This window comes from Ruminococcus albus 7 = DSM 20455, assembly GCF_000179635.2.
GTDB lineage: Bacteria > Bacillota > Clostridia > Oscillospirales > Ruminococcaceae > Hominimerdicola > Hominimerdicola alba.
The window spans coordinates 1,940,445-1,952,793 of sequence record NC_014833.1 but is presented as its reverse complement, the minus strand read 5'-3'; the positions used below and the strand labels follow the sequence as shown (position 1 = coordinate 1,952,793).

The window sequence follows — 12,349 nt, the reverse complement described above, 5'->3', positions numbered from 1 at the left end:
TGTGTTAAATGCTTGCAATAGATACTAATATATGATATAATATCTACATATGTAGTCAAAAATAAAAATGATAGGAGATTCAGAAATGAGCAATAACCTAACTGAAGGACAACGTGCTGTCCTTGCAATGTCACAGAATGTAATCGGAGAGGTAAAAAAAGTAATAATAGGCAAGGACGAGATAATCATAAAAGTCCTGCTGTCGATCCTTGCAGGCGGTCACATACTTATCGAAGATATACCAGGTGTAGGTAAAACAACACTTGCAGTAGCGCTTTCAAAAGCACTGTCGCTGGAATACAAGCGTTTACAGTTTACACCCGATGTACTTCCTACCGATGTTACAGGCTTCAATATCCTCAATAAACAGACACAGCGTTTTGAGTATAAGCCCGGTGCTGCACTGACGAACCTGTTCCTGGCTGATGAAATCAACAGAACTTCCTCAAAAACGCAGTCTGCACTGCTGGAGATAATGGAGGAAGGCAAAGTAACTGTTGACGGAGTTACAAGAAAAGCTCCCGATCCGTATATAGTAATAGCTACCCAGAACCCCATAGGTTCTATCGGTACGCAGATGCTTCCCGAATCACAGATGGACAGATTCATAGTCAGACTGACTATGGGTTACCCATCCGTGGAAAATGAAGTCATGATGCTGAAAGCCAAGCAGAGCCTTGTACCTGTTGACAGTGTAAGACCTGTTGTCAGCGCTGAAGATATCGTAAACGCAAGACATGAGGTTGAAAATATCTACGTTGCAGATCAGGTCATAGATTATATCGCAAGACTGGCTGCTGCTACCAGAAATCATCAGTTCATCAAGCTGGGTCTTTCTCCCAGAGGAACTATCGCACTGCTTAGGATGACAAAAGCTACAGCTCTACTTAAAGGCAGGGATTATGTTATCCCCGATGATGTAGCCTATACTTTCAATGATGTAGTGCTGCACAGAGTGGTATTCAATTCAAAGGCTAAGATTAACGGCGTTAGCGGCGAGCAAGTCCTCAGAGAGATCCTGAGTACTGTTGAAGTGCCGAGAGTCGCAAGATGATGCAGGTGATGCCATGCCATTTTTATATACAGTACTGTTTATAGCTTCGGTATTTTTTTATATACTGTATGAACACCCATTTTCCTTCTATCTGTTTGCGTTCTTTCTGGTGATCCCGTTTGTAATGCTTACAATGACCATATGTACAGCAAAGAAGATAAAGGTTGGATTTTTACAGCGGCAATCATCTGCAAGCAGGACAGCAAAGCTTCCTATCAAGCTTAAAGTACGTAATGATTCTATGCTTCCATGTCCTAATCTGCTTATAGAGATAAATTATACAAACAAAATAGACGGAAAGAAAAATGTGGTAAAGATAAACACTCCGGTTTACCCTCATGAAACACAGATTCTCACTCTTTCTGTTTCGGGCATCCACTGCGGTACAGTGGATTTCAATATCAAGCGATGCAGGATATCCGATATGCTGAAACTTTTCACGATGAAAGTACGCAGCAAAGCCACTGAATTTGCAGACAAATGCTGCACAATAACGATACTGCCGGATTATATACCGCTTGAAAATGAGATAGCTAACTACGCTGATATGGGTCTTGAAAGCGATGAATACTCAAAGACGCAGAAAGGTGATGACCCTTCGGAGATATTCGATATAAGAGATTATGTCGAAGGTGACAAGCTAAACCGCATACACTGGAAGCTTTCGGCTAAACAGGATAAGACTATGGTCAAGGATTACTCACTTCCGATCGCAAACTCCATAGTGCTTATGATAGATCTTTCCAAAACAGACAACAAGACAGATGAACTCGCTGTTTTCGATTCAGTGGTAGAAGCTGCAGCTTCGGTATCCAGGTATCTGCTGGAAAACGATGTTCCGCACAGAGCTGTATTCTATGATGCTGAAAGACAAAGATCAATAGAACAAAACATAAATGATGAAGAAAGCCACAGCATTATGGTGGGGATGCTTCTTCAGGCTAAGCTGTACGAAACAAAGGATGCCGTTCTGACAGACTATATCGGCACCACTGAAAGCATGAAGTGCGGACATATCATATACATATCCACAGGATATAGTCCTAATGCCACCGAGCTTATGAGCGATGCGGATCTGGCTTATAAATACACTTATCTGCTGATGACAGACAACAGCAATACACAGACTGCATTCTATGATGAATTCGCGGAGCTTATACCTGTATATCCGGGACAGCTGGAGGGTTCTATCAGAGAACTCTGTCTGTAAGAGAGGAGAAACTAAAAGGGCGGAGAAATAACGTTCTTATTTAAAAAGGTGACAGAATGAGTAATAAACTAAATCGTGAAGCCGGGCTGACAAGCAACAGCGGTATCTGCATCGACGGAGATATTGACCTGAGATTCACACAGTTCCATTCATCGGGTCTTTATTTTGCATTCAGGATAACGATCGCGCTTCTGGCGACTCTGTCGGCAGCGCTGCTCGGAAACAGCTTTACAAATGCAGACATAAGCCCTATGCTGCTTGCTTATGACAGCTTTGTTGCAGTACTTGCACTTGGTCTGCTGGCTTCAAAACATAAAATAATAAAAATATGTGCGGGCATAGTTTGTGCGATGTACATCATCCCGCTGATCACAAAGATCAATTTCATAAAATACGGCGCTATAGCAGCTGCAAACGGATATCTGACCAAGGGTGATCTGCCTGCCCAGACTACAGGTGCATTCAAGGATTTTCTTGTTACACAAGCAGCTGTTGATCAGGGACTGTACTACTTCTTTTCAGCGGTCATATTTCTGATAGCCGCGGGTACAGTACTTGCCTGCGTAGTAAGGATAGATTTCCCTATGTTGTTTATCTTTACGTTCCCAATAGCTGAGATCGGATTATATCTTGGCTTTGATGTACCTACTTATGCAGCACTGATGATGCTAGTAGCCTGGATAACAGTGCTTGCGATGAACATTATAAATCATACGACCAACAAAGCCGGAAGAAACAATACTTTCGCGGTGCATGAAAAATCGAAGACATTCTTTTTTACATCATCTGAAAACAAAGCTGGATTCTATACTTTATATATTAAATTTGTATCGCTTGTAACTGCATCAATATTTCTTTCTATTGTACTTTTCTCAAAACTAAGCGGTTTTTACAGACCCGATTCATTCAAGGATCTGAGATATAATATTCATCATGCGGCAGAAAAATTCGATATCACACACGCTGATGATTTTCTTATAGACATTAACGGCGGGTCAAATCTTTTCGGTGTTACAACTGTCGGCGGTACAAACGGAGGTATACTCGGTACCACTAACAGTATAAGCTTCAATAATTCAAAAGCCCTTATCATCAATACCGAACGATTCAACTACACAATGTATCTGCGCGGCTATGTTGCTGGAGAATACACCGATAATCAATGGCAGCCGCTGGAGACAGATTCCGTTATTAAAAAGATCACGGAAGGAGTAGAGGATAACGGCAGATGGATACAGGATTATGACAACCTTTTGCTGAGTGATTCCGATGATTATACAGGTTCTTATGATGCCGAAATGGATATCAACGTCAAAGGCGCCTGCTCAAAATTCATTTATGCACCATACGCTACAGATTACAGCTATTCGTACGCTATACTTGGTGACGACAGCGGTATGACGCCATATAATGATTCCTATGTGCGCATAAGCCAGTCACAGAAAAAATACAAGGTATATTACAAAAACTTTGATACACCTAACTGGCAGATGAGGTGCGATCAGCTCCGTCAGGCAGGTCTGGAAGAATTCTCTCCCAGGTTCAGGACGTATACTGATCTTTACAAGGAGTATGTTGAACTTAACTATACCAAAGCTGCGGATCTTGATTCACTTGATGCGGTATACAAAACGATATGTGATAACTATCTTATGAACGATCCTGAATACTGCTCATACAACGAGATCTATTCTGCTATAAAGAGTTATTTCAGTGATAACAAGTTCACCTACAACACAAGTCCCGGAAAGACCCCTAAGGGTGAAGATTTTCTTGATTACTTCCTGACCAAGCAAAAAAAAGGCTATTGCACGTACTTCGCAACAGCAGGTACTCAGCTACTCAGAAAATTCGGATATCCTGCTAGATATATCGAAGGATATATGATACTGCCGTCACAGCTCAGCAACGCTGAGCAGATGGGTGACAGGTACGAAGTCGTTGTAAGGGATAAATGTGCTCATGCATGGTCAGAAGTATTTATAGAAGGCGCAGGATGGCTGCCTGCAGAATTCACTCCCGGATATGACGGTGATAATCCGAACCTTACCGATGAAGAAAAAGGTAAGATCAAAAAGGACAGCAGTTCTATGAACAGCTCATCTTTATCAGAGAGCAGCAAGGCTGATAACAGTTCTAAAAAGCCTTCAAATAACAGCAAGGCTTCCGCAAACAGTAAGGTCAAGCCGAAAACTGACAGCAATAATTCAAACAGCAAGCCTTCGGGCGGCGGTACTGTCGGGAAGAAATCAAGCAGCAATAACAATGATAACTCTGCAAAGGACAAGAACTCAAGCAGCAAAGCTGAGGGCAGTGGAACTACAAGTTCACCGATAGCAAAAACTGTAGCGATGACACTGATAGCAATCGCTGCGGGTATTGCGGCTATAATAATCAACCGAAAGAGAAGTCTTGACAAAATGCATGATAGCTGCACACAGAAAGATCTTGCGAAAAGGATCACTGCGATATATACATATTCACTGAAATATCTGTCTGTGCTCCACATTGAAGAAAAGAAAAACCTCTCTGATATGCAGTTATGCAATGAACTGATAAACAAGTGCCACGAGCACAGGATACATCAGCTTGATGACAAACTAACAGAGCTGACTGTCATGGCAGTTAAAGCTAATATGAGTGCTGATAGTATCACCGAGGAAGAAGCAGAATCTGCTGAGAAAATATTGAAGCTTATATCAGACGATATAGTTGCATCTAAGCTCGATATCATTTCAAAGATTTCAGCAAAGTATATTTACTGTCTGTATTGATACGAAAGGATATGATTCAAATGGCAAATAAGATGAAAAACAAGTACGGAAATCCACAAAAAAACATAGATGCTTTTAAGACAGCAGAGTCCGCCAAACTTGCTAAAGAGGTGGACAGACAGATAGTACGTAATACTGTTCAGACAGATAAAAAGCCCATGATAATGAGGATCATAGTACTTGCAATAGTTGCTGTGATGGTACTTGGTATAGTTATAGGCGCTGTTGCCGGTGGCATATTCTGATGGTAAATATCGGTAACAGCTGGGATAATATACTGGCAGAGGAATTCAAAAGTGATTACTATCTGCAGCTGCGGGAATTTCTTAAACGAGAATATGCTCAGCAGACAATATACCCGAATATGTATGACATATTCAATGCACTGAAATATACAGCCTATGAGGATGTCAAAGTAGTTATTATTGGGCAGGATCCTTATCACGGAGAGGGACAGGCTCACGGACTTTGTTTTTCAGTAAAACGCGGTATAATGCCTCCGCCGTCGCTGCAAAACATATTCAAAGAATTACAGAACGATGTCGGTTTCAGAATGCCCGACAACGGTGAACTGACAGATTGGACAAAGCAGGGTGTACTGCTGCTGAATGCTGTGCTGACAGTTCGTGCAGGGCAAGCAAATTCTCACCGCGGTATGGGCTGGGAAAAGCTTACTGATGCTGTTATCAGCAAACTGAACGAACGTGAAAAACCGATAGTATTCATGCTATGGGGCAGGAACGCAAAAGAAAAGCAGAAGCTGATCACAAACAAGAATCATCTTGTTCTTACTGCTGCTCACCCTTCTCCCCTTTCGGCTTACAATGGATTTTTCGGTTGCAGACATTTTTCACGTGCAAATGAATTTCTTACACAAACTGGTCAGGAGCCAATTGACTGGAGTATTTCAGATAAATCCAACTGACCATATAACAAAATCATAATTAAAAGCTGCGTAACTCAATGAACTCTTACGCAGCTTTTATATTGCTTACAAAATTATCCGAGAGTTTTCAACACACTAAAATGAAACCCATATTCATCCTAACCGCAGAAAGCTGACTTCCCTGCCGAGCGTATCAGGGCGGCGATTGGTGGTGCGGCTGTCAAGGAAACGGCAGAGCACGCCATACAGGTGTTAGGCAGAACCGCCGAGAACATCACAGGCAGTTTTCAGACCGACTACATCAAGAAGAACGCAGAGTTCAGGAACAAGGCAGGGCTTAACTGCTACATCGAACGCAAGGACGGTCACAATTGCTGTGACTGGTGCTCGAAACTTGCAGGGCGTTATCGTTACCCTGATGAAGTCCCGAAGGACGTTTACCGCAGATACGACAACTGCACCTGCGATGTGTCCTACGTTTCGGAGAAAGGACGGCAGAACGTTCACAGTAAGCGGTGGGCTAATGAACAGGCTAAGGCTCAGCGGATAGCGTATGCGGCTAGTCTGCCTAAGCCTATGAAGCTGACGAAGGCTGAGGCGATGGCGAAAGAGTCCGAGATTTTGGCTCAAAGACGGTTGACTTATGACAAAAAACGTTGTATAATAAACGAGAAAAGTAATAAACCTATTATTGCAATAACCAATAGTGCAATTCAAAATGTTCAGTATGTTGGCATTTACGGTTATACGGAAGAACAAAGCAAAGCAATCCAGCGGCAACACAAAGAATTGCTTAAGATTGCTCGTGACAAAAATAATAATTTTGAAGTAGCTTTGGTTTTGAATAATAATTTGGAAGCAGGAAATCCTTTGTTCGGGCGTGACAATGATGTTGAATTCGGATTGCTCAATGGAACAAATTTAACAATTCTGCACAATCACCCAAGAGGAAGTGGTTTTTCTGCAAATGACCTTAAATTTTTCTGCCAATGTGATCAAGTTAAGACATTGACGATTGTAAAAAATAATGGGCAAGTTGAATATATTACAAAGTCTGAAAGTTTCAACCCGAAAATTTTATCACTTGAATTTGCGAGGATGCACAAAAAAATGATAAAAAAAGGGACTAGTGACGAATACGACAAATTAATCAATAAACTTCTTGTAACAACTAAATCGGGGGTGATATGGAATGAATGAAAATAAAAAATGGCAGCTTGATGGCGATCAAAATGAGGCTTCTAAAACTTGGATCGCGAGCCTTTCAGAAGAAGAAATAGAACGTTCGATGTCCGATGAATTTAGTTATTTAGACGAAGACTAAACCGCCCTCACCCGAGAGCGGTTTTTTCATACCCGAACGGAGGTAAAGACAATGCCAAGATCACCCGAGCCGACCTCAAAGCCACCTCCTGCGGCTGATGAGGAAATAACCGCTATGTTAGATATTATTGAACGTAACACAAGCGGGTTCATAGACGACTAGCATCAAGCGAAAGCAAGGTGCTTTTTTTATACCTATAAGGGAGGTAGAACTGTATGCCCGAAGCTGAAAAGCGCATCGGCAGACAGTTTCCTACACAATCGGTGGTACTGCCGTATACCCAGACAAAAGGCGGCGAAGCTATACTGCTTTATGACCAGTCCAGTCGTAAGACTATGGAATGGCAGCAGTCCATGCTCTATGATATCATGGCGACCGATGATGACGGGCTGTGGGTACACATCAAATTCGGGTACTCGATACCACGTCGAAACGGTAAGTCGGAAATAGCTGTTGCAAGGGCTATCTGGGGTCTGCTATTATTGTCTACCTATTATAGTTATAAGGTTGACAAATATGTTTTTCAGTGCTATAATAGGGTAAGAAGGAAGTGATAATGATCAGAAATAAAAGCAAAACACAAAACATGGTAATAACAGCCCTGTTTACAGCCCTTATAGCAGCAGGGGCTTATATACGGATACCAGTTTCTGTCTGTCCTTTTACACTGCAGTTCTTATTTACCACGCTGGCAGGACTTATACTCGGAAAGAACAGAGGTGCTGCTGCAGTTTCACTTTATGTGATCATCGGACTTGCCGGCGTTCCCGTATTTACCGGCGGAGGAGGGATAGGCTATATCTTACAGCCAACATTCGGATACCTCATGGGATTCATAGCAGGCGCTTACATCACAGGAGCGCTATCCAAAACCAGAAAGAATTCTTACATCGGGATACTTGCATCCTGCTTTGCCGGGCTTATAGTTGTATACGCATTCGGTATGCTGTATTACTATATGATAAGTGCATTCTATCTCCGTAGTTCGATAAGTGTCGGTGCTTTGTTCCTGTACTGCTTTGTACTTGCTGTCCCGGGAGATATAGGGTTGTGTATAATTTCAGCGGCATTGGCAAAACGTCTTATGCCTATAATTCATGTGAAAGGAAATGTATAATGAATATAAAAGAACTTACAGAACAGATAATAAACGGAAAAAGGCTGACCAAAGAAGATGACCTTAGCTTTCTTCTTGATACAGAACTGGAAATATTATGTGGATGTGCTGATAAACTACGCAGGCATTTCAGCGGCAATAAGGCTGATCTGTGCAGTATAATTAACGGCAGAAGCGGACGCTGCTCCGAGGACTGCAAATTTTGTGCTCAATCAGCACATCACTGTACAGGCATTGAGGAATATGGATTTCTTGATATAGGTACGATAAGTGCGGAATGTAATCATAATGAAAATCAGGGTGTTGACAGATTTGCTATAGTTACTGCTGGACGCAGACTCAGCGGCGAGGAATTTGAAAAGGCACTGGAGACCTACCGCAATCTTACACGCGACAACGATGTAAGGTTATGTGCTTCTTTTGGTCTGCTTGAAAAAGAACAGTTTGAAATGCTCCGAAAAGCAGGAGTTACATGGTATCATGCAAACATAGAAACATCAAGATCAAATTTCAAAAATATATGCACGACTCATACTTTTGATGATAAACTGGAATGTATTCACAGAGCAAAGGCTGCAGGTCTTGAGGTATGTTCAGGCGGTATCATTGGCATGGGAGAAAACTGGCAGGACCGTATAGATATGGCATTGACACTCAGTGAACTTGGTGTAAGCTCCGTCCCGATAAATGCTCTTATACCGATCAAAGGAACTGAGCTGGAAAATACTAAGCGAATCACAGAGGCTGATATATTGCGTACAGTAGCTATATTCCGATTCATCCTACCTGATGTAAATATACGCCTTGCCGCAGGACGAAACCTTATGACAGAGTGCGGAAAAAAGGCTTTCCTATCGGGCGCTGATTCAGCTATTACGGGTGATATGCTGACAACATCAGGAAACAGTATACGTGAGGACATAGAAATGCTTCACAGTATCGGATATAAGACCAGGAGAGATGAAAATGAATAAGGGGCTGTTTATTACAGGTACGGGTACAGATATCGGAAAAACCTATGTCACAGCACTGTTGGTAAAGAAGCTTCATGACTCGGGTTATGATACTGCCTATTTCAAGGCAGCGGTAAGCGGGAACCGACGTGACGATATGGGCAGACTTATTCCAGGTGATGCTGCCTATGTAAAGGAGATATCTGGAATATCTCAGCCAATAGATTCAATGTGCCCCTATGTTTACGAAGCTGCTGTATCTCCTCATCTTGCATCAAGGACAGAGGGCTCCCCTGTTGAAATCGCGACCGTCAAAACTCAGTATGAAAAACTCTGCAAAAAATATAAATACGTCATATGCGAGGGCAGTGGAGGTATTGTCTGCCCCATACGTTATGATGACAAAAAGATCATGCTTGAGGATATTATAAATACACTCGACCTGCCTGCAGTAATAGTGGCAGATGCAGGACTGGGCACAATAAACAGCGTGGTGCTGACCTGTGAGTACATGAAAACTCACGGACTTGAGAAGCGTGGTATAATATTTAATAACTTCCATAAAGGTGATGCTATGGAGGAGGACAATAAGTTTATGTGCGAAGAAATAACGGGTATACCCGTTATCGCCTGTGTAGCCGAAAATGATAAGGATATAAGCTTATCCGCAGAAGACATTATAAAACTCAGCGAAAGAGGTGAAGGCATATGATCTGGTATCCGTATGCCCAGATGAAAACACTTGATGCTCCCATAAAAGTATCTCACGCACATGGGGTACACATATATACAGAAGACGGACATGATCTTATAGATTCTGTATCTTCATGGTGGAGCGTTATACACGGATATGATCACCCTGAAATGAATGCAGCTATAAAAGATCAGCTGGATAAGTTCGCACACATCATGCTGGGAGGGCTTACTCACGAGCCTGTTCAAAAACTATCCGACAAACTGGCTTCGTGGCTGCCTGGTGATCTCGACTACTGCTTTTTCTCGGATTCGGGAAGCGTAGCAGTAGAGGTCGCACTGAAAATGGCATTACAGTTCAACACAAATCGAGGTTCTGATCGTAATACGATACTAGCGCTGGAACACGCATATCATGGAGATACCTTCAAGGCTATGGAGGTCGGTGATGATGAGGACTATCATTTTGCATTCGGTGCCAAAGGTGAGAAAAAACGCGGTGTCATCCATATCCCAACTAAGATAGCAGACCTTGAAAGGACTTTTACAGAGCACGGCAATCATCTGACCTGTTTTATAGTCGAACCTCTCCTTCAGGGTGCGGGTGGGATGCGTATGTATGATATCAGCTTTATAAAAAGAGCAAGACAGCTTTGTGATCAATATGACGTATTACTGATCTTCGATGAAGTTGCAACAGGGTTCGGCAGAACAGGCAACCGTTTTGTAGCTGATCTTGTTCAACCTGATATACTTGTGCTTGGAAAAGCGCTTACAGGCGGATACATCGGTCATGCTGTAACAGTTGCTAACCGAAAGGTATGGGAAGGATTTTTAAGCGACGATCCTACACACGCTTTGATGCATGGTCCGACATTCATGGGAAATGCACTTGCCTGCTGTGCAGCTTTAAAGTCTATAGAACTGTTTGATCGTGAGGATTATATCTCACGAATTCACCATATCGAAGAAGTTACACGCCGTGAAATGTCAGGATTTTCCGATCCGCGTGTAAAAGAAGTGCGTATCATGGGAGGATGTGTATGTATAGAGGTATATGACAGTAAAGTGCTGGAAGGATTCCGAAGATTTGCTTATGAGCACGGAGTATTCAGCAGGACTTTCCTTAAATATATGTACGCAATGGTTCCATATGTAATAAACGACAGTGAACTCATAACTATACTGGATACCATGAAGGCATGGTTCTCTTTTTAGTTTAGCCTTATAACAAAAGACCTCGACTTGTGTCGAGGTCTTTTGCGAAGTATAGAAGTATATATGAAGAAAAAATATGAGGATCTGCTCGTTCATCCGATCCTGCCTGCTTTCCTCCGTCCCGCCATAGTTTAGACCATGGTCGAGACGAAAGAAGAGGTGGAGAAATTGGAGAAAAAATATATGAAAAAAAGTTATTATCATTACAACAGGACTTTCATGCCCTCTCTTTATCTTGTTATTAGGATACACTTTTTTTTTGATAATTATGTGAAAACTTAAAAAAATATAAGCGAAATTACCTAAATTTATTTCAATAAAAAAGCCAAAAATCACTTTACAAATGAAGCATTATTTGGTATAATATATGGAGAAAAAAATGAATTATGCGAAAATCGCGAAAGCTATCACGAAACATTAAGGAAGTGTTCAGATATGAACAGTGTCAGCCGTGAAAATGCCGTCAAGCATTTCAGGACAGTCACACGTCACAGACATGAGGTCATGAAAAACTGTTTCCGTGCAGGTATACCGCTGCAGGGACTCACACATGATCTTTCCAAGTTTTCAATTGAGGAATTCTCTTATGGTGTAAAATATTTCCAAGGTACACGTTCTCCACACGAAGGCGAGAGAGATGAATATGGATTCTCATACGCGTGGATGCACCATAAGGGACGCAACAAACATCATTTTGAATACTGGACTGACTATGACCCGGTAACCAGGCTGATGAGCCCTGTTAAGATGCCTCTGAAATATGTAAAGGAAATGTTCTGCGACCGTGTAGCTGCAAGCAAGATCTATATGAAAGATAATTATAACAACGGTTCTGCGCTGGCATATTTCATGAAAGGTAAAAAGACCCGTATGATACATCCTGAAACTTCAGCACTTCTGGAAAAGCTTCTGGTGATGCTTAAAAACAAAGGCGAACGCAAAACTTTCGCTTATATCCGAAAACTAAGACATTATTGATGATCAAATCAGATAACAACCACTATCTTTGCAGATATGATCTGTACTGCATTTCTGTTACACTATTTTTCCAAGGGGGCAGAAACTATGAGCAAAAAGCATAAGGTCATAGGGATCGTATGCGCCGGTATACACGATACAG

14 protein-coding genes are annotated in these 12,349 nt (G+C 41.9%); all 14 read left to right on the top strand.

All coding sequences use genetic code 11. From position 1 onward, the window contains the following. The first annotated feature begins 85 nt into the window (after window positions 1-85). The 14 genes from RUMAL_RS08625 (at window position 86) to RUMAL_RS08570 (ending at window position 12,207) form a co-directional block, all read left to right on the top strand. Window positions 86-1,054, top strand: a complete 969-nt coding sequence (locus tag RUMAL_RS08625) for an AAA family ATPase (RefSeq protein WP_013498361.1) — start codon at window positions 86-88, stop codon at window positions 1,052-1,054. Window positions 1,055-1,067: 13 nt separating this feature from the next. Further along, window positions 1,068-2,264 carry a DUF58 domain-containing protein gene (locus tag RUMAL_RS08620; protein WP_013498360.1) on the top strand — a complete coding sequence of 399 codons (1,197 nt, stop codon included), beginning with the start codon at window positions 1,068-1,070 and terminating at the stop codon, window positions 2,262-2,264. 56 nt (window positions 2,265-2,320) lie between these two features. Then, complete coding sequence (locus tag RUMAL_RS08615) at window positions 2,321-5,038, top strand: transglutaminase-like domain-containing protein (RefSeq protein ID WP_013498359.1); 2,718 nt, start codon at window positions 2,321-2,323, stop codon at window positions 5,036-5,038. Between the two features lie 20 nt (window positions 5,039-5,058). Continuing rightward, on the top strand, window positions 5,059-5,283 hold the full coding sequence (locus tag RUMAL_RS08610; RefSeq protein WP_013498358.1) for a hypothetical protein: 225 nt from the start codon (window positions 5,059-5,061) through the stop codon (window positions 5,281-5,283). After that, window positions 5,283-5,963 carry a uracil-DNA glycosylase gene (locus tag RUMAL_RS08605; RefSeq protein WP_013498357.1) on the top strand — a complete coding sequence of 227 codons (681 nt, stop codon included), beginning with the start codon at window positions 5,283-5,285 and terminating at the stop codon, window positions 5,961-5,963. The genes RUMAL_RS08610 and RUMAL_RS08605 overlap by 1 nt, the downstream gene beginning before the upstream one ends. Window positions 5,964-6,300: 337 nt before the next feature. After that, window positions 6,301-6,474 carry a hypothetical protein gene (locus RUMAL_RS21765; protein ID WP_154662761.1) on the top strand — a complete coding sequence of 58 codons (174 nt, stop codon included), beginning with the start codon at window positions 6,301-6,303 and terminating at the stop codon, window positions 6,472-6,474. Window positions 6,475-6,524: 50 nt separating this feature from the next. Then, entirely contained in the window at window positions 6,525-7,124 is a 600-nt protein-coding gene (locus tag RUMAL_RS20750; protein ID WP_154662760.1) for a hypothetical protein, read from the top strand. Further along, window positions 7,117-7,248 carry a hypothetical protein gene (locus RUMAL_RS22700; RefSeq protein WP_013498355.1) on the top strand — a complete coding sequence of 44 codons (132 nt, stop codon included), beginning with the start codon at window positions 7,117-7,119 and terminating at the stop codon, window positions 7,246-7,248. Before RUMAL_RS20750 ends, RUMAL_RS22700 begins: the two co-directional genes overlap by 8 nt. Before the next feature lie 215 nt (window positions 7,249-7,463). Further along, window positions 7,464-7,802, top strand: coding sequence for a hypothetical protein (locus RUMAL_RS08595; RefSeq protein WP_013498353.1), 339 nt, complete (start codon window positions 7,464-7,466; stop codon window positions 7,800-7,802). Window positions 7,803-7,804: 2 nt separating this feature from the next. Next, entirely contained in the window at window positions 7,805-8,365 is a 561-nt protein-coding gene (locus RUMAL_RS08590; RefSeq protein WP_013498352.1) for a biotin transporter BioY, read from the top strand. Between the two features lie 5 nt (window positions 8,366-8,370). After that, entirely contained in the window at window positions 8,371-9,339 is a 969-nt protein-coding gene (gene bioB / locus RUMAL_RS08585) for a biotin synthase BioB (RefSeq protein WP_193384656.1), read from the top strand. Continuing rightward, window positions 9,332-10,030, top strand: coding sequence for a dethiobiotin synthase (gene bioD, locus RUMAL_RS08580; protein ID WP_013498350.1), 699 nt, complete (start codon window positions 9,332-9,334; stop codon window positions 10,028-10,030). Before bioB ends, bioD begins: the two co-directional genes overlap by 8 nt. After that, complete coding sequence (gene bioA / locus RUMAL_RS08575) at window positions 10,027-11,229, top strand: adenosylmethionine--8-amino-7-oxononanoate transaminase (RefSeq protein ID WP_013498349.1); 1,203 nt, start codon at window positions 10,027-10,029, stop codon at window positions 11,227-11,229. Before bioD ends, bioA begins: the two co-directional genes overlap by 4 nt. Before the next feature lie 435 nt (window positions 11,230-11,664). Beyond that, a complete protein-coding gene (locus RUMAL_RS08570; protein WP_013498348.1) occupies window positions 11,665-12,207 on the top strand; it encodes a DUF5662 family protein in 543 nt (180 codons plus the stop codon). Window positions 12,208-12,349: the final 142 nt, after the last annotated feature.